This is a genomic window from Mesobacillus zeae, assembly GCF_003570705.1.
Taxonomy (GTDB): Bacteria; Bacillota; Bacilli; order Bacillales; family Cytobacillaceae; genus Mesobacillus_C; species Mesobacillus_C zeae.
Window position 1 is genome coordinate 1 of sequence record NZ_QWVT01000022.1, and the last position, 21,889, is coordinate 21,889.

The 21,889-nt window shown below is 45.2% G+C and carries 23 protein-coding genes and 3 tRNA genes; 2 read left to right on the forward strand and 24 right to left on the reverse strand.

Annotated elements, in window-relative coordinates; all coding sequences use genetic code 11:
- Positions 1 to 49: 49 nt before the first annotated feature.
- The 4 genes from D1970_RS13075 to D1970_RS13090 all read right to left on the reverse strand — a co-directional run bounded on the left by D1970_RS13075 (position 50) and on the right by D1970_RS13090 (position 1,093).
- A tRNA-Glu gene (locus D1970_RS13075) sits at positions 50 to 124 on the reverse strand.
- A gap of 11 nt (positions 125 to 135) precedes the next feature.
- Positions 136 to 226: transfer RNA gene (locus D1970_RS13080), tRNA-Ser, on the reverse strand.
- Positions 227 to 230: 4 nt separating this feature from the next.
- A tRNA-Asn gene (locus D1970_RS13085) sits at positions 231 to 305 on the reverse strand.
- Between the two features lie 314 nt (positions 306 to 619).
- Positions 620 to 1,093, reverse strand: a complete 474-nt coding sequence (locus D1970_RS13090) for a SprT family protein (RefSeq protein ID WP_119113322.1) — start codon at positions 1,091 to 1,093, stop codon at positions 620 to 622.
- A 91-nt stretch (positions 1,094 to 1,184) separates the two neighbouring features.
- Between D1970_RS13090 and cmpA the strand changes: the two genes are divergently transcribed.
- A complete protein-coding gene (gene cmpA / locus D1970_RS13095; RefSeq protein ID WP_119113323.1) occupies positions 1,185 to 1,298 on the forward strand; it encodes a cortex morphogenetic protein CmpA in 114 nt (37 codons plus the stop codon).
- 416 nt (positions 1,299 to 1,714) lie between these two features.
- On the opposite strand, the gene D1970_RS13100 is transcribed toward cmpA, so the two are convergent.
- The 14 genes from D1970_RS13100 to acpS all read right to left on the reverse strand — a co-directional run bounded on the left by D1970_RS13100 (position 1,715) and on the right by acpS (position 12,972).
- Entirely contained in the window at positions 1,715 to 3,892 is a 2,178-nt protein-coding gene (locus tag D1970_RS13100) for a Tex family protein (protein WP_119113324.1), read from the reverse strand.
- A 277-nt stretch (positions 3,893 to 4,169) separates the two neighbouring features.
- Positions 4,170 to 4,766, reverse strand: a complete 597-nt coding sequence (locus tag D1970_RS13105) for a PP2C family serine/threonine-protein phosphatase (protein ID WP_119113325.1) — start codon at positions 4,764 to 4,766, stop codon at positions 4,170 to 4,172.
- The gene (sigB, locus tag D1970_RS13110; protein ID WP_119113326.1) at positions 4,763 to 5,557 is read right to left on the reverse strand and encodes an RNA polymerase sigma factor SigB; all 795 of its coding nucleotides are present in this window, start codon (positions 5,555 to 5,557) and stop codon (positions 4,763 to 4,765) included. The genes D1970_RS13105 and sigB overlap by 4 nt, the downstream gene beginning before the upstream one ends.
- Positions 5,535 to 6,008, reverse strand: coding sequence for an anti-sigma B factor RsbW (gene rsbW, locus D1970_RS13115; RefSeq protein ID WP_119113327.1), 474 nt, complete (start codon positions 6,006 to 6,008; stop codon positions 5,535 to 5,537). Before rsbW ends, sigB begins: the two co-directional genes overlap by 23 nt.
- Positions 6,005 to 6,337, reverse strand: coding sequence for an anti-sigma factor antagonist (locus D1970_RS13120; RefSeq protein ID WP_119113328.1), 333 nt, complete (start codon positions 6,335 to 6,337; stop codon positions 6,005 to 6,007). Before D1970_RS13120 ends, rsbW begins: the two co-directional genes overlap by 4 nt.
- Before the next feature lie 59 nt (positions 6,338 to 6,396).
- The gene (locus D1970_RS13125) at positions 6,397 to 7,407 is read right to left on the reverse strand and encodes a PP2C family protein-serine/threonine phosphatase (RefSeq protein WP_119113329.1); all 1,011 of its coding nucleotides are present in this window, start codon (positions 7,405 to 7,407) and stop codon (positions 6,397 to 6,399) included.
- A gap of 11 nt (positions 7,408 to 7,418) precedes the next feature.
- Positions 7,419 to 7,820 (reverse strand): anti-sigma regulatory factor, encoded by a 402-nt coding sequence (locus D1970_RS13130; RefSeq protein WP_119113330.1) that lies wholly within the window; start codon positions 7,818 to 7,820, stop codon positions 7,419 to 7,421.
- A 3-nt stretch (positions 7,821 to 7,823) separates the two neighbouring features.
- Complete coding sequence (locus tag D1970_RS13135) at positions 7,824 to 8,180, reverse strand: STAS domain-containing protein (protein ID WP_119113331.1); 357 nt, start codon at positions 8,178 to 8,180, stop codon at positions 7,824 to 7,826.
- Positions 8,177 to 9,010, reverse strand: a complete 834-nt coding sequence (gene rsbRA, locus D1970_RS13140; protein ID WP_119113377.1) for an RsbT co-antagonist protein RsbRA — start codon at positions 9,008 to 9,010, stop codon at positions 8,177 to 8,179. The genes D1970_RS13135 and rsbRA overlap by 4 nt, the downstream gene beginning before the upstream one ends.
- A 284-nt stretch (positions 9,011 to 9,294) precedes the next feature.
- Positions 9,295 to 9,645, reverse strand: a complete 351-nt coding sequence (ndoA, locus tag D1970_RS13145; protein WP_041967053.1) for a type II toxin-antitoxin system endoribonuclease NdoA — start codon at positions 9,643 to 9,645, stop codon at positions 9,295 to 9,297.
- 4 nt (positions 9,646 to 9,649) lie between these two features.
- Positions 9,650 to 9,931, reverse strand: a complete 282-nt coding sequence (locus D1970_RS13150) for a CopG family ribbon-helix-helix protein (RefSeq protein ID WP_119113378.1) — start codon at positions 9,929 to 9,931, stop codon at positions 9,650 to 9,652.
- A 171-nt stretch (positions 9,932 to 10,102) separates the two neighbouring features.
- A complete protein-coding gene (alr, locus tag D1970_RS13155; RefSeq protein WP_119113332.1) occupies positions 10,103 to 11,263 on the reverse strand; it encodes an alanine racemase in 1,161 nt (386 codons plus the stop codon).
- A gap of 148 nt (positions 11,264 to 11,411) precedes the next feature.
- Positions 11,412 to 12,428: a LolA family protein gene (locus tag D1970_RS13160; RefSeq protein WP_119113333.1), complete on the reverse strand. Its 1,017-nt coding sequence runs from the start codon at positions 12,426 to 12,428 to the stop codon at positions 11,412 to 11,414.
- 193 nt (positions 12,429 to 12,621) lie between these two features.
- The gene (gene acpS, locus D1970_RS13165; protein WP_119113334.1) at positions 12,622 to 12,972 is read right to left on the reverse strand and encodes a holo-ACP synthase; all 351 of its coding nucleotides are present in this window, start codon (positions 12,970 to 12,972) and stop codon (positions 12,622 to 12,624) included.
- A 115-nt stretch (positions 12,973 to 13,087) separates the two neighbouring features.
- Between acpS and D1970_RS13170 the strand changes: the two genes are divergently transcribed.
- Positions 13,088 to 13,675 (forward strand): rhomboid family intramembrane serine protease, encoded by a 588-nt coding sequence (locus tag D1970_RS13170; RefSeq protein ID WP_119113335.1) that lies wholly within the window; start codon positions 13,088 to 13,090, stop codon positions 13,673 to 13,675.
- A 16-nt stretch (positions 13,676 to 13,691) separates the two neighbouring features.
- Here the strand turns inward: D1970_RS13170 and D1970_RS13175 are convergent, their stop codons facing one another.
- The 6 genes from D1970_RS13175 to D1970_RS13200 all read right to left on the reverse strand — a co-directional run bounded on the left by D1970_RS13175 (position 13,692) and on the right by D1970_RS13200 (position 21,567).
- Positions 13,692 to 15,161 (reverse strand): PH domain-containing protein, encoded by a 1,470-nt coding sequence (locus tag D1970_RS13175; protein WP_119113336.1) that lies wholly within the window; start codon positions 15,159 to 15,161, stop codon positions 13,692 to 13,694.
- The gene (locus D1970_RS13180) at positions 15,154 to 15,636 is read right to left on the reverse strand and encodes a PH domain-containing protein (protein WP_119113337.1); all 483 of its coding nucleotides are present in this window, start codon (positions 15,634 to 15,636) and stop codon (positions 15,154 to 15,156) included. The genes D1970_RS13175 and D1970_RS13180 overlap by 8 nt, the downstream gene beginning before the upstream one ends.
- A 115-nt stretch (positions 15,637 to 15,751) precedes the next feature.
- Complete coding sequence (gene uvsE, locus D1970_RS13185) at positions 15,752 to 16,717, reverse strand: UV DNA damage repair endonuclease UvsE (protein ID WP_119113338.1); 966 nt, start codon at positions 16,715 to 16,717, stop codon at positions 15,752 to 15,754.
- 303 nt (positions 16,718 to 17,020) lie between these two features.
- Entirely contained in the window at positions 17,021 to 18,481 is a 1,461-nt protein-coding gene (cshA, locus tag D1970_RS13190; protein ID WP_119113339.1) for a degradosome RNA helicase CshA, read from the reverse strand.
- Positions 18,482 to 18,993: 512 nt separating this feature from the next.
- The gene (locus D1970_RS13195) at positions 18,994 to 20,367 is read right to left on the reverse strand and encodes a UDP-N-acetylmuramoyl-tripeptide--D-alanyl-D-alanine ligase (RefSeq protein WP_119113340.1); all 1,374 of its coding nucleotides are present in this window, start codon (positions 20,365 to 20,367) and stop codon (positions 18,994 to 18,996) included.
- A gap of 129 nt (positions 20,368 to 20,496) precedes the next feature.
- Positions 20,497 to 21,567 (reverse strand): D-alanine--D-alanine ligase, encoded by a 1,071-nt coding sequence (locus D1970_RS13200; protein ID WP_119113341.1) that lies wholly within the window; start codon positions 21,565 to 21,567, stop codon positions 20,497 to 20,499.
- Positions 21,568 to 21,889 lie beyond the last annotated feature (322 nt).

Below are 21,889 nucleotides of genomic sequence, written 5' to 3' on the forward strand. Positions count from 1 at the left end.
CAGGCAGGCATGTTAACCGCTACACCACGGGACCGTATATGATTTTGAATGGTGACCCCTACGGGATTCGAACCCGTGTTACCGCCGTGAAAGGGCGGTGTCTTAACCGCTTGACCAAGGGGCCATATGAAATACTGGCGGAGAAGGAGGGATTTGAACCCTCGCGCCGCTTACGCGACCTACACCCTTAGCAGGGGCGCCTCTTCAGCCTCTTGAGTACTTCCCCAAAATGGCTCCGCAGGCAGGATTCGAACCTGCGACCGTTCGGTTAACAGCCGAATGCTCTACCACTGAGCTACTGCGGAATAATTGTAGTTTGTTTCCTATACTAGTTCAGCTACCGAATGTCCTCACCTCGGAAAGCTTATCCAAGATGAATCCTCGGTGAGTACAACTCGCAGACAAATCAAGATGTCTTGCTCGTTGCTCTACCACTGAGCTACTGCGGAATAATATTACTTTACATCTGTCTGATCAAAGCTTTTTAAAACGTCACTTTCAGACTAAAGCCGTTATCGACTCTTCATATTATAATGACGCAGTAATTAGATGTCAAGAGACTTTTTAAAATGATTTTCAACTGAATATGTCAGTCAAGATTTATAACTTTACCACCCTGTTACTTAGTTGTCAATACTTTTACTTTCATCAGCTTTCCACGACACTTACCGCATACAAAACGGTCTGTATCAATAGATCTTTTTCGATTATAGACCTGGCCGCAAGCTGCACATTTATAAACAACAATCCTTGTAGATCGGACTTTTTTCTTCTCTCCAGGCAACTCTGAGCAGAACCTTGGTGCTTTCACCCAGGCTAACAGTTCGCGGAAGTCCTTATCCCTGTGCTTAAACCCTTTACCTTCAAGATGAAGATGATAGTGGCAAAGCTCATGCCTAATGATTCCTTCAAGTTCTTCCTCTCCAAATTGTTCGTAATACTTTTTGTTGATTTCGATATTATGGCTGCGGAGCATATACCTGCCACCAGTCGTGCGAAGTCTTGGGTTGAAAAACGCCTCATGCCGGAAGGGCTTTTTAAACTCGGAAAGGGAAATTGTTTCAACAAGTCTTTGCAATTGTTCGTTATCCATATAAACTCCTTTTCTTGAAGTGTGAACATGACAACCCATTATAGCATATATTAACTTTGCCTTTTAAGACTCACACCTGGAGGGATATGCAATGCCCGTCTGGTTCCAGAATCAAATAAAAAAAGCATTTTACGAAAAAAACCGATCACAGATCAAATTGTTAAACCAATGCTGGTTCTTCTATAGGAAGAAACAATCCATTTGAATGAGGATCAAGCTGGTTGGTTGATTTAATCGCCAGGTTGATTGATATCCCGCCCAAGTTGATCGATTTACCTGAGAAGCTGATCGATAACCACGCAGTTCGACCAATAAAATTGAAAAGTTGGTTGATATCCTGTTGAGCCAGCACTCACAAAATAAAGCTTGTCTTTTCGCAAAATACGATTGAAGTACCGAAAATCCCGCCGTTTCATTACGAAAACTGCTGCCCAAGACCATCCGGAGCAAATTCCCCCTCAACTCATCGTTTGCAGACATTAAAGAAAACCGCAGCCAAAATGGCTGCGGCATACGATTCAAAGGTTAAAGTTCCAGAGCAAATGTAATTCCCCCTCATTCAGCTCTCTGCGTCGGGTTACATTACATTTCTCCTGCTTTTTACTGTTCATACAGACTTTCTTATCCTTCGGGCGATAGCATGGTAAGGCTCACTCTGCCTTTTTTCATGTCAATGCTGTCGACCCAGATATTTACGATATCGCCTACTGAGACGACATCGAGCGGGTGTTTGACAAACCTTTTGCTCAGCCTGGAAATATGGACCAGCCCATCCTGTTTTACACCGATATCAACAAACGCACCGAAGTCCACGACATTGCGGACAGTCCCCTGCAATTCCATGCCTGGTTTAAGGTCTTCAAGCTTAAGGATATCCTTTTTCAAAAGAGGGGCCTGCAAGTCATCCCGCGGGTCGCGCCCAGGCCTGACCAATGCTTCGATTATATCCTTTAGTGTTAGTTCTCCCACCTCAAGCTCTGCAGCGCTCTGCTTGGTATCAAGACCGGCAAGCTTCACTTTTAGCTCGGGAGAACCGATATCAGCCGTTTTGAAGCCTAGGTTTACAAGAAGCTGTTTTGCAGCCGGATAGCTTTCCGGGTGAATAGGCGTTCGGTCAAGCGGGTCCTTCCCGTCGATCACCCGGAGGAAGCCGATAGCCTGTTCATACGTTTTCGCTCCAAGCCGCGGAATTTTTTTCAATTGGGCCCTGCTTGTGAATTTACCTTCTTCGTCACGCTTTTTGACAATATTATTCGCCACCGTTTTTGACAGTCCGGAAACATATTGCATCAGCGAGGAAGAAGCGGTATTCACATTTACGCCGACCTGGTTGACCGCTGTTTCCACAACAAAGCCCAATGATTCCGTCAGCCTTTTCTGGCTGACATCATGCTGGTACTGGCCTACGCCTACTGATTTTGGGTCGATTTTCACGAGCTCTGCAAGCGGATCCTGAAGACGCCTTGCGATGGAAACAGCGCTCCGTTCTTCGACCTGGAAGTCCGGAAACTCTTCCCTGGCCAAATCCGAGGCGGAATACACGCTGGCTCCTGCTTCGTTTACAATTAAGTAATAGATGTCTGTATCCATTTCTTTAAGGATGCCAGAAACAAACTGCTCTGTTTCCCTCGAAGCGGTCCCGTTTCCAATAGCGACCATTTCCACTTTAAAGTCTTTAATGATCTTCATAATCTTTTCTCTTGCTTCCCGTGCCTTTGACACAGGAGGATGCGGGTAAATGACGCCGATAGTCAGCACCTTACCCGTCTCATCCACGACTGCAAGCTTGCAGCCAGTCCGGTAAGCAGGGTCAACCCCCAGGACTACTTTCCCTTTAAGCGGCGGCTGAAGGAGCAGATTGCGGAGATTCTCGGAAAAAATATGAATGGCCTGCTCCTCTGCTTTTTCTGTCAGTTCATTTCTGATTTCCCGTTCAATCGATGGCTGGATCAGCCTTTTATAGGCATCCTCCATTGCTTCGGTCACTTTTGCTGCCGTTATGGACCGCTCGTTTTTAATCCATCTCCGGGTCATGTATCTCATGATAGCCTCAGGGTTGATTCTGATATAGACGCGCAGAATATCTTCTTTCTCCCCGCGGTTCAGCGCCAATATACGGTGCGGAACAATTTTGCTGATAGGCTCACAGTATTCGTAATACATTTCATATACTTTCTTTTCATCCTTGTCTTCATCTTTTACGGATGATTCGACAGATCCGGATTTCATCGTTTCAGCACGGATCCACTTTCTTACACTCGCGTCATCGGAAAACATTTCTGCAATGATGTCTTTTGCCCCGACAATCGCTTCATCACGATCAACTGGTCCATCTTCACCCAAAACAAATTCTCCTGCCTTTTGCTGAAGGTCGCCTGTGACAGGAAACTCCAGCATCCATAAAGCAAGCGGTTCAAGCCCTTTTTCCTTTGCGACCGTTGCCTTTGTACGGCGCTTCTGCTTATAGGGACGGTATAAATCCTCCACTTCCTGAAGCTTTAATGCTTTTTCAATTGCTTTCTTTAATTCACCCGTGAGCTTGCCCTGTTCCTCAATAATGCGGACAACTTCAGACTTACGCTGTTCAAGGCTCTGTATGTACTGCCATCTATCGATGATGTTCCTTATTTGCACTTCATCAAGGGCGCCTGTCTGCTCTTTACGGTAGCGCGCGATAAATGGGACGGTATTCCCTTCACTGACAAGCGCTATTACACTCCGAACCTGTTTTGGAGAAAGGGCCTGTTCTGCGGCAATGTTTTTTACATATTCTTCTTGTCTATCAACTGTTTGTTCCAAACCATCAGCCTCCATTTTCAATCTTGGATAGCAACTAAGCGAGGCGCAAGTACCTTGCTCACCCCACAGGCATAAGACAAATCGCGCAGGAAATCATCATTCCCGCAGTGATTGAGCTTATGATCCGGGGGATTAGGCGCAATAGGCGGGAAATGTCGCAGAGTAACAATGTATAATGCAAACGAATCCAACTCTCCATGGCCTATTCTTTAGTTTAACAAATAAACCGTCCCGTTTCCTTTTCGACTGCCAAAAAATAAAAAAAGAAGCTTCCCTGTTACAGGAGGCTCCCTACGATAAAAGTAGCATCGTCCATTGTATTTTTATAGGCGGCTTTGATTTCATCGGCAATCGCCTGTACAGAGCGGTAACCTTTCAACAGCGCTTTAGCCCCGTGAATATCAAAACCATCGGAATAAATAAGAAATTTGGATTCCGGCTCATACAAATATCGCTGGGTGTTAAAGACCTGCGGCCTGCCAGACAAATAACCGGTAACGGGAAGAGGGTATGTGAGCTTGCCATTTGGAGAGTAAAGGAAAAAGCGGATATTACCTACGCAGCTGTAGACAAACTCCCTGTTTTTAAAAAATACCTTGAAAATAGATACTGCAGCCCCTCTTTTTCGGGCAAGGACTCGGTTGCAGCTTTTCATTAAGGTGTCTACGTCTTCATGGTGATTTTGCTCCACCACTGAAACAACCGCTGCGGAGGCTTCGTGTGCAAATTCCCCGCTCCCAAGCCCGTCAGCAACCACACATAAAAAGTATTCATCTGTCGCCATGTAAAAATAGCTATCGCCGCATTGCGTCTTGCCTTCCTTTGTTGTCTGATGGGCATATATGTCAAGCTGTTCATGGAAGCGCGGTATCATGTAGAAAGCTCCGAACTGCTATTTTCCGCATGAATGGCTTCCTGCAGTTTTTTGATCGCCCTTCGCTGGAGCCTGGATACATGCATCTGCGAAATGCCAAGCTTGTCTCCAGCTTCTTTCTGGCTCAAGTTTTCAAGGTAGGTGTACTGGATAATTATTTTTTCACGATCCGACAGTACATGCAGTACTTTTTCCAGCACAAGCCTCTGGTTGATCTTTTCATAGCCATCGTCAATATTGCCGACAATATCAAGAAGCGTTACCGTCCCGCCGTCCGAATCAGCCTCGATCGAATGGTCGACTGACAGTGCCTGATAGCTTTTGCCCATCTCCATCGCTTCAAGCACTTCTTCTTCAGACACCTCGAGGGCGTTGGCAATTTCCTCTACCCTCGGCGAACGATGCAGCTGCGTTGTCAGTTCCTCTACTATTGTCTTGATTTTCGGGCCTAGCTCTTTGATTCTTCTTGGAACATGCACACTCCATGTTTTATCCCTTAAAAAGCGCTTTATCTCACCGATAATCGTGGGAACTGCAAATGCCTCAAAGCTTTTACCAAAGGTTTCATCATATCGCCTGATGGCGCCAAGAAGCCCGATCATCCCCACCTGGACAATATCCTCATGGAAAGACCTGCCCTTGGAGTACTTGCGGGCAATCGTTTCAACAAGGCTTTGATAATGGAGGACCAATGTGCTTTGGGCATCATCATCTTCATGAAGCTGGTATGCTTTGATTAACGCATTGATTTCTTCTTTGGATTTTTGCTTAGGTTGAGATTGTTTCTGCATCTATCTCCACCTGCTCTCCTTCTCGGTACTTGGTCATAAAGACCGTGACACCTTCTTTGTGATGGATTCTGACTTCATCCATCAATGTTTCGATCAGATACAGTCCCAAGCCTCCCTCACGAAGGAACTCAACGGAATCATTCTGATCATACGGTCCGAGTCCTTGGCGGGCCGTATGGAAATCGAAACTTTGGCCATTGTCTGCAACCATGACCTCAAGACGGTCTTCATATAAGCCGAAGCCAATGACCACTTCGCCTTGCTCACTCATTTGGTAAGCGTGCTGGACCGCGTTCGTGCAGGCTTCGCTTGTCGCAATTTTCAAATCCTCAATTTCATCGTACGAAAAGCCCATGCGGCTTGCTATGCCGGAAAGAGTCAGCCTGATGACTCCAACGAATTCCGGTTTTGCAGGGATTTTCATTTCGATATAGTCAAACGGCTGATTCATTGCACTCCACCCTCTATCTGGCTGTTAATATCAATAATATCGGCTAACCCGGTAATGTCAAAAAGCCGCTGCAACCTGCTAGAAAGGCCGATGATTTTAAATTCACCTTCGTTTGACCGGACGTTCTTGAAGACTCCGACAAAAACCCCAAGGCCTGTACTATCCATATAGGATACATCAGACAGATCGACGGTCATTTTAACGCCGTTCTGTTCAGACATCGGGAATAGTGTCTCGCGCAGCTTCGGAGCTGTATAGGCATCAATTTCACCGCTTACTTTTATCTCAGAAACAGCATTGTTTTCATTCACATCTATTGATATATTCATTTCTGACCCACCTTTATACATTGAATTGCTTTTTGACTCTTACCCGCCTTTTCGAGCAGCTAAACATCCCTTTTCAAAATAATTAAGGTAAAATCATCCCGCAGTTGGAAATGCTGAAGCTTTTCAAGCTCCTTGAATATATTGTTAACGATTTCCTGTGCACTCAAATCGATGTACTTGTCGATGTAGTCTATCAGTGTTTCTCTTTCGATAAATCCTTCTTCCGTCCTGCATTCAGTTACACCGTCAGACATCAGAACAATCATATCCCCAGGGTGGATTTCCATCTGATATTGGCGGTATTTTGTTCTTTTTTCAACCCCGAGAAGCAAGCCCCTTGCATTAAGGTCCCGATACTCTTTTTTCTCGGCGTTGTAATAAAATCCAGGCTCATGACCTGCTGACGCGTAATAAAATTGGTCCGATTCCGGGTCGAACATGCCGTAGAACATCGTGATAAACATACTAGGGTCTACGTTCTGTTCAACTACTCTGTTTAGGTTTTCAAGGATGCCGCTTGGCTCCATCCTGTTTTCAGGAAGGCTGTCCATTGCATATTTGATCATGGACATACAGAGAGCTGCCGGTATGCCTTTACCGATTACATCCGCGATGGCAACACTGATGCAATTGTTCTCATCCTGAACAAAATGGAAATAGTCGCCGTTCATATGTTTGGCTGGAACGCTTATGGCTCCAATGTCCAAGCCCTGGATTACTGGAACTTTTGTCCCCAAAAGAGTCTGCTGGACATTCGCAGCAATTTCCATTTCCGATCTCAGTTCTTCCTGCTGGTGGCGCAGGCTTTGATGTTCTCTGTAAGCAAGACCGTAACCAATCATTACTTCAAGCAGAATATCAAATGAGTGCAAAATACTTTCAGGAACTTCAGGGTACATCTCAATGAGAAGGCTTTTGTGCAGACTCACGATCTCTTCTGGTGAAACCTTGTGTTCGATCGATTTCCGGCTGAACTTCTGCCCTGCATACAATGCTTGCTCTGATTGCTCCCTAATATAGTTCTCAAGAAGCTCCCGATATTTTGATTCCATCATTTCCCGGAATTCCATATCCCTTCCCCCTATCGGAGCCATTTAGTCGCTTTTATCTGCGTTCCGCTGCCTGTTTCAGACTCAATATGGAAGTCATCCATCAGCCTCTTAACTCCAGGCAAACCGGCTCCCAGTCCCCCGGAAGTTGAAAAGCCATCCTCCATAACCTGGCGGATATCGTTAATTCCCGGCCCATTGTCTGCTGCATGTATCCGCAATCCCGCTTTGCCGGCATCGTTTAATTTATCAATGCAAATCTGGCCTTTACCCGCATAAAGATAAATATTTCTGGCCAACTCGCTTATCGCTGTGGTAATCCTTGCCTGGTCAACCGTGCCAAAACCAAGTTCTTTCGCAACATTCCGACCAAGCTGGCGCGCTGCCACGATGTCCCACTCGTTTATAATTGTCACACAGGATTGGATGCTCATTAGTTAGTCCCCCAATTCCTGTTGTAATTTCTCCAACCCTTTTTCTAAATCCAATGCAGTAAGAACATCTTCAAGGCCGATCCCCAGTTCGATAAGGGTGATGGCCACTGCTGGCTGGATTCCCGTAATGACTACTTTGGCACCCATTAACTTGGACATACTGATGACATCGCCAAGAACCTTGGCAATAAAGGAGTCAATAAAATCAATGGATGTCAAATCAATCACGACTCCGTTCGCGCTCGTTTCATGAATTTTGTGAAGCAAGTCCTCCTGGAATTGAAGGGCTGTCTGGTCGTCAAGTTCCCACTGTATGGAAACAAGCAGACAATCATACAATTTTAGGATTGGTATTCTCACATTGCTCCCTCCACTTTAATGATTTTTCTGCTGGTAAGCTCAAGTGCGGCTTCAATTCCTTTTTGAAGAGTGCTTTTCGTTGTGAATTGGTTTAGATTAATGCCAAGATTTACGATCGTCTGGGCGATTTCCGGCCGGATGCCTACAAGCATGCATTTTGCCCCAATCAGCCTTACCGCCTCGGCAGCTTGGATAATATGGTGCGCGACCATCGTGTCGACTACAGGAACACCAGTAATATCGATTAGGACAACCTCCGCATTGTGTTTTACTGCCCCATTCAACAGATTCTCCATAATCTGCTTTGCGCGTTCTGTATCAATCGTCCCAACCAAAGGCATGACACTGATTTTCTCGAACACAGGAATGAGCGGAGCTGATAGCTCCTGAAGCGCAATTTTTTGAAGGGAAACGGTTTTTTCCCACGTTGCGGAGTAAATGCTGACAATTTCATTGTTCATCGGAGTAATCCACTCATCAAACTGATGGACCATATCCATCTGGTTGTCCCGATTGACAGTCCCACTCTCTTCCATACGATGAAATACAATCTGCCCAAAGGTATGAAGTCCCCTCGTTACAAATGTAAGCGGCCAGCCAAGCCTGACTACTTTCTCCGCAAAATCGGTAAGCTTATTATTATAGTCTTCCTTTAAACCTTTTATGTTGGTAATAATTAAATCAATGAATTCACTGCTTGTAGATGTAAAGACCTCGTCGGAAACCACCCGCAAAACGCGATCATCTGCAGTTTCCTTTGTTGTTTGTATCCATTCCTTAAGAATCTCCTGCTTATGTTCCTGGATATAATTAGCAATTACTCTGTTGATAATCTCCACCCCATTCTATCATACAAAGTTTTTATATTTCCCTCATGGCTCAAATGTAAACCAAAATTAAAAAAACAACCAATTCTTCACAGTTATATATTTATATCAATTAAATGACAATACTGCGCCTCCCGTCAAATGATAATACTGCGTTTCCCGCATATGGAAAAAGCCGCCCCTAAACAAAAAGAGCGAGCCAATAAGCGGCTCGCCCTTCAAGTTGGGAAAATTTTTAGAAGTATATATTTCTGACAAAAAAACGCCCCTATACAAGGCGCAGAGAGTTAAAATTCAATCAGGCCCAAACTTACCTGCAGGGCTTCGTCCACTTTTTCCATCATTTCGTCATCAAGATGTGTAATCTTATCGGTTAGACGTTGTTTATCAATTGTACGAATCTGCTCCAATAATATGACCGAGTCTCGTTCAAAACCGTAACGTTTCGCATCAATTTCTACATGTGTAGGCAGCTTCGCCTTTTGGATCTGGGCAGTGATAGCTGCGATGATTACTGTGGGACTAAACCGATTCCCGATGTCGTTTTGGATGACAAGCACTGGACGGACGCCGCCTTGTTCTGAACCAACAACTGGGGATAGGTCCGCAAAATAAACGTCGCCGCGTTTGACAATCAAAGGATTATCCTCCGCTTACTAAACGTTCGACTGTATGTTCTGCCTCGTATTCTGCCTGGAAGGATTCTGAAGCGATCGACAGATTAATCTTCGCCATCTCCATATAGCCCCGTCTCATGGATTCGCGGATCTGTCTCTTTTTCCGCTCACGCAGATACATCTTTGTTGCCTGATAAATGAATTCACTTCGGTTCACATTTTCCTGTTTGACAAAGCCATCCAATTCAGTCAATAGATGCTGCGGCAATTTCACCATAATCTCAGTTGTTGCGCTGGATTCAGACACAAACATACACCTCCACCATCATCACTACAAGCCAGTATTATTTTTTTGTTTCTACCATTTTCAATCTTACCATTAATCGATCCGGATGCAAAGGCAAATCGGCATTTCCTCAGTATTATCACCCAAGGATACTTAACTTTATGCATGGACTTCCTGTTCTTCCAGAGACAATCATTTCAGTATCGGATTGTTCACTCCAATTGTTTCCCCATTCTTCCTATATAACCTCGGCACCCTATAGGAAATCAGGCATGGCACCTCATAATTGATCGTCTCAAGTTTTTCGGCTATTTCATCAATGCCGACCTTTTCCTGCCCCTGTGTGCCGATAAGGGTAGCTGCCGTTCCGACCGGAACTTCATACGGAAGTTTAACCATGCACTGATCCATGCATACCCTACCAATAATTGGAGACCTTATTCCATCGACAAGTACTTCCTGCCCTTGCAGTCTCCTGATCCAGCCATCTGCATAGCCAATCGGAAGCGTACCGACCCATTCTTCCTCTGAAGCTTCATAAGTAGCTCCGTAGCTTACTTTTTCTCCTTTTAGCAGTTTCTTAACATGCACGACCCTTGAATGAAGGGAAAAAGCCTCCTGAAGATGCACCGGCAAAAGATTCGCCATTTCAGGCGATGGTGAAAGCCCGTACATTGAAATCCCGATTCTCACAGCGCTGAAATGGGCATCAGGATACCTGAGAGCAGCAGCGCTGTTGCTGCAGTGAATAAGAGGAGGCAGCGTTTGGAGTTTTGAAAGGAATTCCCGGAAGCTGGCAAGCTGGACAGCAAAGTAATGTTCATCAAGTTCATCCGCAGTCGCAAAATGGGTGAAAACCCCTTGAAAAATCAACCGTGGATCTCCTTGAATCAATTCCTCGACTTCCTTCAGTTCCTTCAGGGATTTCACCCCAATCCGCCCCATCCCTGTATCCACTTTCAGATGCAACGCAAGGGAAGCATCTTCTTCCAGGACCGCCTGCGCTTTTTCAATCCACTCTGACTGAAAAACAGTCAAGGAGATCTTTTCCGCAGCGGCAATCGCCGCATACTCCGGCCGGCTTGGCCCCAGGACAAGGATAGGCGCTTGTATTCCCTTTTTCCTTAAGGCGAGCGCTTCATCCAAAAAAGCAACAGCAAGCATGGACGCACCAGCTTTAAGAGCCGCCTTGGCTGTCTGGCAGTCCCCGTGCCCATAGGCGTTTGCTTTTACAACTGCAATGATTTCTGGCTGCCCAGGCAATAATTCTTTAATATTCTTGAGATTTTCTACAATTTTATCAAGATCGACTTCCGCCCAAGTATCACGGTAAAAAAAACCTTGCTCTTCCACGAACTACACTTCCTTTATTCCGTTCATTCTTCCTGTACCATTATCAAACCACGCACATTGATTGTCAAATGGTTATTATTAGCCTGTACTCCTTCATTTTTCACAAAAAGAAAACAGGCTCCTAGTCACGAGCCTGCTTCGAAAAAGGCTATTTCACAGCATCAGCCTGAACGGATTCTGCAACCATCTCCATCTCGTCCGGGGTAAGGTTGGAGGAAGCAATCATATAGTCTACACCGTTATGGGTCCACTTAATGCTGTTATCCGTAAGCGCCCCCACCGTAAATCCAAGGTCGACAGGCTCCCCGCTGACAGTGACAGTTGAAGCGGAAGCAGGCATAACATCTGCCTTTTCCTGGACAAGGGTGAACGATTTCCCCTTCCCTTCATAGGTTAAAACGATTCTCTTGCCATTTTCCGACTTCATTTCCTTCTCACCCTTTAAGGTGACACCCGGCAGCTCAGCCAGAGGATATTTCACTGAAAACTCCTTCTTGTCTGCTTCCCCCATCACCGGCACCTCGAGCTGGGAGGCGGTCATATTCTTTTTCATATCGAAAGCGTCCTTATCAAAGTCCGCATCAAATTTCACTTCGGAAAACTCGACCGTTACGAGTGAATTTCGGTCAGGATCCATTACCTTTACACTGACAGGCGCCAAATTTTTCTTATTCAGGGTGATTTCCTGAATGGGAAGCATTTTATTGTTTTGGTAGCGCGTCTTAGTTTCAAACACATAATGCTGCTTTGTTGCTGAAAACTTTGCATCTTTGTCCTCAAGGATATCCTGGATCAAGGATTCGTACAAATAGGCCTGACTGCTGTTCTTCGGCCAATTACTTTGGAACCGGAAGCTTTTGTTCAGCGCCGGGGTTAGAACAAACACACCTTCATTATTCCGCAGGATCATTTGGCTTTGGTCTTTCTTGGAATTTTTCAGGTTGACACGGTAATAAGACGGATTCTTATGCCAAATTTCCACATCGTATACTTGCGGCTCCGTGCCCATCTGCAATGTCATCTTCGCTTTTGCCTTGTAGCTCTTCAGGTCAGTCAGTGTGCCATCCAGGTCTTTAACAACCGATTGCTGGGATTTGGCACCACATGCAGCTAACACAAACATCACCATCAGCCCGGCGAGAAGCAGCAATAACCTTTTTTTCATTCTTCCACCCCTTTTTTAGTCTCAATTCAACGTGTAAAGGGAAAGAAAAGACAGGATGAAGATTCTGGCATTATGCTAAAAGCGTGTGCCATGTTCCCGCCGCCTGGCCTTGTCTCCCCTGTTGCACTATGAATATATGAGACAACCAATGGGTTTATTCCGCCATTTTGTCCAGCTACTTCATTAGAAAATCTTACTTTTCGATAACGACCTGGGCCACAGCATATTCCTTGCTGTGGGAAATGGAAAGGTGGACGCCTTCATCACGGGGCTTTAGAATGATGGGCCGCCCTCCTGGCGCTGTGCCTGTTTCTATATCAAGAAAAGATAAGTCTGCCCCAATCCCGGTTCCCGCCGCTTTCGAGTAGGCCTCTTTGGCGGCAAAACGGCCAGCAATGTATTCAACCTTCCTTGAGCCAGCAAGCTTCTCAAAAACTTCTCTCTCGTTCAAAGTTAAAACCCTCTCCGGGAATCTTGGCTGCTTTTCAAGCAGAATCGCAATCCGGCCAATTTCAACAATATCAATCCCTATACCTGCAATCATCTTACATCATCCTTCTAAAAAATTTGGCTCCTACATAAAAAAGTAGTACTTGCCTGTAGTTTTATCCCATCAAAAAAGGCTATTCTTAATGTATAGGCAATTTAGGAGGTTATCAATGTTTACCAGAACAGAAAGCTTTCGGGAATTTATCCGCCTTTACCCCGCGGTCTCAATCATCATACTGATCCATTTGCTGTTATATATCATGACGGCACTCCCTATTCTGCCATCATTGCAGATATTTGAACTGTTATCGGGAGTAAACCTTTATATTGCCGAGGGAGAATACTGGCGGCTCGTAACCCCCATTTTCGTTCACTCAGGATTTCCGCATGTGTTATTTAACAGTTTTTCGATCGTGCTGTTCGGACCGGCACTCGAACAAATTCTAGGCAAGTTCAAGTTCTTAACAGTCTATTTGGCAGCAGGTATTTGCGCAAATCTCGCTACATTTCTTCTTGAACCCCTTACATACATGCACGTGGGGGCAAGCGGCGCCATTTTCGGCCTGTTTGGATACTATATTGCAATGTCCATCTTCAGAAAGGATTTACTTACAAAAGAAAATTCCCAGCTGATCATCACCATTGCTGCCATCGGCGTCGCCATGACCTTCATCCAGGAAAACATTAATGTAACTGCCCATATATTCGGGCTGCTTGCAGGTTTCTTAGCCGGCCGGCTGACATTGCCGCGATTGTAGCTGATTGATATGCTTATTAGGCTTCTGTATTTCCTGCTCCTTGCTGCTCTAGCGCTTCCCTTGAAAACCAGCTGTAAATTTTGTCTGCGTCAGTCTTTTCAAGATTCGTCACTTTTCCGCCGGAACCTGCCTCACCTGATTTTACAATAGCTCCGATTGTGGAAAGCCTTCTTTTCTTCTGAAAGGGGCTTTCCTTCCTATTGAGGGACTGGACTTTTCTTTTATCCATAAAAACGGTATTCCTGGAAATTCCTCTGTATCTCAATGTCAAAACTCCGCCATCAAGGCTCCAGCCTGTGTCCCTGTAGACCAGCCATGACCAAAAAGCAGAGACTGGGAACAACAGGATGGACAAGAAGCCCCATGGCATAAAGAAGACAATCGCAAGCACTGCCAATGGAGCTATAAACATCCAGCCTTTCAAAATAAACCTTGCGAACGCCCTCTTGGGAACTCCTGTAATTGCAGGGTCAAACTCGTACCCTTCCAAATATGGTGTCAGCAGATCCGGAATGCGGTGTTTCTTCACAACAGGCAGGATCAGCACTTTTGAGCTACCCTCATTCCGGACAGAGCCTCCCGCGCTTTCTACATAGGCAGATGCCAGTCCAAACGGCTGCCGGATTAAATTTTCACTGATGCGAACCGCCTGAATTCTATGCAACGGGATTGTAAACTGCCTCTTTTCGAGCATTCCCCTTGTGATAACAAGGTCCTTACCTTCTTTTCTAACCGTGAATCCGGCGTACTTCAGGAAGGTACCGGCAACAGCTGCTGCCCATGCAAGCACGAAAACTGCAAATATAGCTGTTGCAATAAAGACTATGCCATTTTCGGCAAAATCAGAAAATCCTTTGAAAACTCTCTCATAGGGAATGAATTCCTCGAACTGGAATACAAAAGCCAGCACACCGGAAATAATGACACCCGGTCCGCCGGATGTGGAAGCAAGCAAAACAAGCTCCGCCCCACTCATCTTGTAAAAGATGTCCTTTTCATCGCACTCTCTTTTCTCCTGGCCATCCTTCTCGCCGCCCTTTTTGGCAGCAAGAAGCATATTTTGAATATTTGCGGCTTCTTCCTTTGAAATCGCAGTAAGGACTGCCTCGCTGTCTCCTGTTCCGGCAGATCCCGCCGTTTCCACCTTTACCTTTACAAGGCCGAACAGCCTTTGCAATATTCCTTCCGAATAATCTATGCTTTGGATCCGTTCAAACGGAATATACCTTTTACGTTTTACGAACAAACCGTACTCTATCCTTAATTCATTTTCTTGGATCCGATAGTTAAAGCGGTACCATGAAACAATCCCGGATAGCAGGAAAAGTATGAGTATACCTATTGATCCAAACCAGTAATACAAATCCCAATCTGTACCTTTGCTGCCGAAAACGAAAAAAGCAACAAACGGGACAATCATTTCTTTTATTTGGCGCGCTGTATTGACGACAGCTGCAATCGGATGCATTCTTTTCGGTTCAGACATCTTCCTCTGCCACCCTTGCCAGCCTTGAAATGAAAACCCTCAGCTGTTCAGCTTCCGCCATGTCCAGTGCAGGAATTTCATGCACTGTGGCAGCCGTGGACACAGCCACAGTGGCAAGACGATATTTCCGCAGGAGGGGTCCCTGCCGGGTATCAACATGCTGTACCCTGATCATCGGGACAAGCGTTCTCTTTACAATGAACACTCCATGCTGAAGTTCAACTTCCTGCTCTCTTACTTCATATCTCCATCGTTTCCAACGCAATTCAGGAAACAGGAAAATAAAGAAATAGCCGTAAGCCAGACAGAGAGCCAAGAACGCAGGAATGATCCATACAGGCCAATGATAGATCATGATTAAAGCGACGACTGCTCCCGCTCCAATCAGCAAAAAAATGAAGGAGTTGATCGTGCCTGATATTTTCCAGACAGTCAGTGCGCGTCTTGAAATCCTTGTTTGCGGTTCAAAAATCATGGTTAAAACACCCCGTTTTTCCATTTAATAGCACTATAATTATAACGCATATACAATGGGGCAAGGATACTATTTTTTGCGCGCTGAACCCACTACCCTTCTCTTTCGGCAGCATTTATTTCAGGAGAAACTTTACCTTTCCCAGCCTTTCCACCCCAGCCTCTCCTTCAAGTTCTTCCGCCAGCCTGAAAAGAGAAGCATCCTTTTGCTTCGCCTCAATCATACAGTGAATTTCAGGAACAGAGCCCTTTATGGCATTTAAAAAATCCATGAACATCCGAGTATCAATGTAGTCTGCATGCGCCCGAAAATCCTTCTCAGAACGCGGACTTGAGATATGCATTTTAACAGGCAGCGGAGAATTCTCCCATGTCGCTGCTGTTCGCTTCCAATGCTCTTCCCAGTTTTCCAGGCCAGGATTGGCAAGATGGTGGTGATAGTCGAAAACATGTGGGATCCCGAGTTTCTCACAAAGGTACAGCGTATCATTCATCGTAAAGCTTTTATCATCGTTTTCCAGCATAATCATCCTTTGGATTGGGAGAGGAATGAGCGCCCAATTCTCGATAAACATCTCCAAGGCTTTTTCTTTGTCTGCATAAGCACCCCCGACGTGAAGGACACAACGGTGTTCAGTATCCACTCCCATCCCAATAAGAAGCCTTCTATGCATGGCCAGTGTTTTAACCGACATTTTGAGGACATCGGTCTTTGTGGTATTTAATAAGACAAAGTGATCAGGGTGAAAATCCACTCTCATTGGATGGGCTTTTAAGTAATCTGCTATTTCCTTCAGCGGTTCTGCCAGTGGCTTTATGTAATTCCAGCCGGGTAACGCTTCATGGTTGGCAAGAGGAATCAGCTTTGAGCTAAATCGGAAAAATTCAATTTCATTCAATTCATTGTGCTTTAGCAGCCTAAGGCAATTATTTAAGTTAGTAACAGAAATCCTTTCAAGCTTCCGGATGGCCGCTTCCCTGTCTGCAATCTGCTCAAACTGCTTATAAGTCATCGTCTTCGATGGCGAAGCATTCTGCAAATGCATACTCATCGCCACATAGCCAAGTTTCACAATAGTCATTTTACGGCCCTCCTGTTGGTAATCGCATTTGTTAGTATGTCCGTTTTACAAGAAGAACCGGCTCACTTGTTTAAATACACGGATAAATTTGGATGAACAATATCAAGCGGCATTTTTGCTGAAAAATGGTAAATTCACTTCTAATTTCGAATAAAAGCCTGAAGCTGTGTTTGCTTTAGAAGCAAATTCATCAAGCTGATGGATTCAACGTATTTTTACAGAAGCGAAATCCAGCCACCAGAAAGCTTAAGCTATTGATTCCATAAAAAAAGAGAGCATGTATACATGCTCCCTTGTGTATTATTATTTAGGCGTGCGGCTTGGTTTTCCGCTTCCAGGACGTTTTCCGCCGCCAGTACGCGGCTTGTATGGTCCCTTTTTACCTTTATTATATGAAGATTCCTGTCCTCTTCTTCTGTCTTGGAACTTTTTGCCACCACGGTTAGGAAGCGGTTTTTCCTCAGTTAGGAGAACAGGTGTAGTATCCGGTTCTTTTGTCATCAGTTTTAGCACAGATGCTACAACTGTAACAGGATCATTGCCGTCAAGCAGTTCATTGGCAGCCTGGCGGTAGTATTGAAGGTTGTTTGACTCAATCGTTTGCATGATCCTGTCGACAACAGCTTTTTGCTGGCCTTCAAGCGCCTCATCAATTGTTGGTGCTTTCATGCGCTGCATCTTCTTCTTCGTAGTGCGTTCTACCACTTCGAGGTAAGATCTTTCACGCGGCGTTGCGAAAGTCAGGGCAATACCTTGTTTTCCGGCACGGCCAGTACGGCCGATACGGTGTACATAGCTCTCTGGATCCTGCGGAATATCAAAGTTATAGACGTGAGTGACACCGGAAATATCCAGGCCGCGTGCCGCAACATCTGTTGCAACAAGTACGTCAATTGAACCTTCCTTGAATTTCCTAAGTACAGACATCCTCTTCGCCTGTGTCAGGTCGCCATGAATTCCTTCTGCTGTATATCCACGCAGGGTCAGCGCTTCAGCAAGCTCATCCACTCTTCGCTTTGTGCGTCCGAAAACGATTGCCAGCTCAGGTGATTGGATGTCAAGAAGCCTTGTCAGGACATCAAATTTATTTTTTTCCTGTACCTCAACATAATACTGTTCAATCAAAGGCACAGTCATTTCTTTTGTTTTCACTCTGATTACTTCAGGATTTTTCATGAAGCGTTCAGCAATCTTCTGAATCGGGCCAGGCATGGTTGCCGAGAACAGAAGGGTTTGGCGCTCAGATGGGGTAGATGCGAGAATGCTCTCGATATCTTCGATGAATCCCATATTCAGCATTTCATCTGCTTCGTCAAGAATGACTGTTTCCACGTTTTCAAGGCGCAGTGTCTTCCTCTTGATATGGTCAAGCAGACGCCCTGGTGTTCCAACGATAATATGAGGGCCCTTTTTCAGCGCGCGGATTTGGCGGTTAATATCCTGGCCGCCGTAGATCGCAAGCACTCCAACCCTTTTGCCCGAACCAATTCTGTACAGTTCTTCGGAAACCTGTACTGCAAGTTCCCTTGTAGGGGCAATGATGATTCCTTGAATGATATTTCTTTCTCTGTCAATCTTGTCAATCAACGGAATCCCAAAAGCGGCTGTTTTTCCTGTTCCAGTCTGCGCCTGTCCGATTAAATCCTTATTTTCAAGGCTCTTCGGAATGGTTTGGCACTGAATTGGTGTTGCCTCTTCAAAACCCATTTTTTTAAGCGACGATAGTATTTCGGGACTTATGCCCAGTTCTTCAAACATTGTCAAGTTTATTCATTCTCCTTTGTAACATGTAATTTATATTCTTTTAAGTGGCTGTTTAAGTATATCTCGATTATTGCCGTATCTGGTTAAATTGTACACCTTGTGCAGGGAGAGGTGCCAGCGCGCGGTTTTTAAATTAGAGGCGCATTCAAAAATGCTTCGCTTATTCCATCAAAAATGATTGAATACGGGGATTGTTACACTGCGCGCAACTGATAGTAGCAAAAAAAACATTCTCCATAATTGGGGAGCATGTCCATTAACAGGATTTTCTTACGTAGACACTTGATGTTAATCTTAACATTGGCAGGAAGGGATTGCAATGATAGAGGAGCGGGCAGCATGTCATTTCCCTCTAACACTGCGCCTCACCTGCCGCCAAAAAAATTAGTAAATCAAGGAAGTAACCATTAAAACGCAATCCCTTTATTTATCTTTTCCCTTTTCCGTTATATTCACTCAAGCATTCAACAAAAAAGGGAAAATCCGACCTTCCCTGAAACTTGTCTTAATTTTTATTGCAATGCTGCAACAATGTCTTCAAGCTTCATTCCGCGCGAGGCTTTGACTAGGATAAGCGTTTCGCTGCTAACGTACTTCTTAAGCTCCGCCACAAGCTGTTCCTTATCATCAAACTGAAAAACACAATTCTCTCCCAAAGCTTCAATGGCTCCTTTGGCAATCAAAGCACCGAGGCTGCCATACGTGATCACATAATCAACCTTGCCTTTTTCAAGCTCTGCGCCAATCCTGTAATGGTATTCTTCCTCAAGAGGCCCAAGTTCAAGCATATCCCCAAGTACTAGTATTTTCCTTGAAAATCCGGAGAGATTGGAAACAAGATCTATCGCAGCTTTCATCGAAGTAGGACTGGCATTATAGGCATCGTTAATAATTTTCCCGCCGCTCGTTCCCTCTACCATTTCCATCCGCATATTCGTGAGCCGCAACCCGGCAAAGCCATCGTTCATGCTTTCAAGCGGCACACCAAAAAACTCCGCTGCCAGCATGGCCGACAAGGCATTAAGGATATTATGGGATCCGAGGACCGGCAAGTGATAAACCTGGCTTCCCCGGTTTGTCACGAAATTGCTTCCGCCCGTTGTCTGTTCAACCTGGACCGGATAAAGGTCATTCCCGGGAGTTTTCCCAAATGTTTTCATCTGCTCCTGCCGGCTGAATGCCGCAAGCCGCTCCTGAAGCAAAGGTTCGTCCCCGTGGAAAATAATTTGTCCGTCTTCCTTTAGCCCAAGAATAATTTCCAATTTTGCATCCGCAATGGCTTCCCTAGAACCTAGGTCAAGAAGATGTGCTTCACCAATATTGGTTATGATTACAGCGTCTGGGCGGGCAAGCTTTGTAAGAAATTCGATTTCCCCTCTGCTGCTCATTCCCATTTCAAGGACTGCAACCTCAGTATCCTGCTCAAGACTCAGAATGGTCAGAGGGAGGCCAATATGGTTATTAAAATTTCCCTCTGTTTTCTGAACCTTGTATTTTAGGCCAAGCAGGTTCGCTGCCATGTCCTTTGTCGTGGTCTTTCCATTGCTGCCCGTTATCCCGACCACCTTAACGTTCAGCTCCTCACGGTAGCTGCGCGCAAGTTCCTGCAGTGCTTTTAGCGTGTCATCCACAATGACGATTGGCAAGTGAAGGGGAGGGTTCGGCACATCGGACTGCCAGAGTGCTGCCGCGGCCCCATTCTTAATTGCTTCTTCGACATACTTGTGGCCATCAGTCTTTTCACCCTTAAATGGGATAAACAAGTTCCCTTTTCCAATCTTCCGGGTATCTATTGATACTCCTTTAACAGCAACATCTCTGAACTGTCCGCTGACGCTTCCGGTACCGACGGCTGCTGCTATGTCTATTAGCTTCTTTTGGATCATAAATGGTTATCCTCCCATTAAAAATCAGGCTTCAGCAAGCTGGGAGCGGAAAAGCACTCCCCGCCCTCGGCGCTAAAGCAGTGAAAGGACAAGGCACCCCATTATCCTTTTGCGCCTTGTCTTCCTTGCCTATATGGTGTATTTGATATTTTGTTTCTGTTCATGGCGTTCGATTGCCAGTTGGACAAGCCGTTCGATCAGCTTTGGATACTCAAGGCCTGTATGTTTCCACAACAGCGGGAACATGCTGAAAGGAGTGAATCCAGGCATTGTATTAACCTCATTGATGAGCAGCCTTCCATCGTTCGCAAGGAAGAAATCAGCTCGCACAAGACCGGAACAATCAAGCGCTTTGTAAGCTTTTACAGCCATTTCCTTCAGCTCTTCATATTGATCAGCTGAAATTTCCGCTGGAATGATTAGCGCTGTATTGCCGTCTTCATACTTCGCTGTATAATCGTAAAAATCTTTTTTCGGAACGATTTCGCCGCAAACCGAGCATTCAGGATCATCATTCCCAAGAACGCCCATCTCGATTTCACGTGCAATTACGCCCTGTTCAATGATAATTTTCCTGTCAAACTGGAATGCTTCCTCGAATGCAGTTTCAAGCTCTGCCCGGCTTGTGCATTTGGAAATCCCTACGCTTGATCCAAGATTGGCAGGCTTGACAAAGCAAGGGTAGCCAAGCTTTTCTTCTGTTTTCTCATAAACAGCTGAGGCTTCCTTTTCCCACTCGCTCTTTAGGAAAGATACATAGTCCACCTGGGCGAGACCTGCCTGCGCAAAAATATTTTTCATGATAATTTTGTCCATTCCTGCTGCAGATGCAAGAACCCCATTCCCTACATACGGGAGATTCAGCAGTTCAAGCAGTCCCTGGACCGTACCGTCTTCCCCGTTTGGTCCGTGGAGAAGAGGAAAAATGACATCAAGTTTGCTATTGCCATTCTGAAATACAGCAGGGCTAAAAGCTGGGGACGGAAGAGCAGACTTGGAAGAAAACTCAAGCGCTTTTACATCCTCTGGAGGAGTGTCAAGCTGCTGCCCCTTCACCCATTCACCTTCTTCCGTTATGTAGATAGGATGTATTTCAAATTTACTAAAATCCAATGCTCTGGTTACAGCCAGTGCCGTTTGCATGGATACTTTATGCTCAGCTGATTTGCCGCCGTACAGCAGCCCGATTTTTGTTTTCATATATTAGGACCTCCAATTAATCTAATCCAGGTGTCCGTCATAAACACTGGATTATGGTGCGCCCGATTAAAAGGCGCTTTCGTTTTTATATTTTACCACTATCTGAGGCAAGAAAGGAGTACGATTCTCGTCTGAATATAAGATTTATTCGTCCGTAAAGCCTCAGACTTATATTTTCCTCTTTTAAACATATGAAACCATAGTCTTGTTTCAATACATCACCATTTTTAACGTCAAACTGACTAACTATTCCGTATATTCCTTTTAACATTCCCACGCGAATCAATTATGTGTATAATCCATATATAAAATACAATTGTTT

Bases quoted from the DNA above. Each gene is read 5' to 3' on its own strand.
- D1970_RS13200 (WP_119113341.1), bottom strand. From the start codon at position 21,567: ATGAAAACAAAAATCGGGCTGCTGTACGGCGGCAAATCAGCTGAGCAT.
- D1970_RS13105 (WP_119113325.1), bottom strand. From the start codon at position 4,766: ATGATACCGCGCTTCCATGAACAGCTTGACATATATGCCCATCAGACA.
- uvsE (WP_119113338.1), bottom strand. From the start codon at position 16,717: ATGACTATTGTGAAACTTGGCTATGTGGCGATGAGTATGCATTTGCAG.
- D1970_RS13120 (WP_119113328.1), bottom strand. From the start codon at position 6,337: ATGAATATATCAATAGATGTGAATGAAAACAATGCTGTTTCTGAGATA.
- cmpA (WP_119113323.1), top strand. From the start codon at position 1,185: ATGCCCGTCTGGTTCCAGAATCAAATAAAAAAAGCATTTTACGAAAAA.
- D1970_RS13130 (WP_119113330.1), bottom strand. From the start codon at position 7,820: ATGAGCATCCAATCCTGTGTGACAATTATAAACGAGTGGGACATCGTG.
- sigB (WP_119113326.1), bottom strand. From the start codon at position 5,557: ATGCAGAAACAATCTCAACCTAAGCAAAAATCCAAAGAAGAAATCAAT.
- D1970_RS13125 (WP_119113329.1), bottom strand. From the start codon at position 7,407: ATGGAATTCCGGGAAATGATGGAATCAAAATATCGGGAGCTTCTTGAG.
- D1970_RS13170 (WP_119113335.1), top strand. From the start codon at position 13,088: ATGTTTACCAGAACAGAAAGCTTTCGGGAATTTATCCGCCTTTACCCC.
- D1970_RS13090 (WP_119113322.1), bottom strand. From the start codon at position 1,093: ATGGATAACGAACAATTGCAAAGACTTGTTGAAACAATTTCCCTTTCC.
- D1970_RS13160 (WP_119113333.1), bottom strand. From the start codon at position 12,428: ATGAAAAAAAGGTTATTGCTGCTTCTCGCCGGGCTGATGGTGATGTTT.
- rsbW (WP_119113327.1), bottom strand. From the start codon at position 6,008: ATGAATCAGCCGTTTGACTATATCGAAATGAAAATCCCTGCAAAACCG.
- acpS (WP_119113334.1), bottom strand. From the start codon at position 12,972: ATGATTGCAGGTATAGGGATTGATATTGTTGAAATTGGCCGGATTGCG.
- D1970_RS13175 (WP_119113336.1), bottom strand. From the start codon at position 15,161: ATGTCTGAACCGAAAAGAATGCATCCGATTGCAGCTGTCGTCAATACA.
- D1970_RS13195 (WP_119113340.1), bottom strand. From the start codon at position 20,367: ATGATCCAAAAGAAGCTAATAGACATAGCAGCAGCCGTCGGTACCGGA.
- D1970_RS13180 (WP_119113337.1), bottom strand. From the start codon at position 15,636: ATGATTTTTGAACCGCAAACAAGGATTTCAAGACGCGCACTGACTGTC.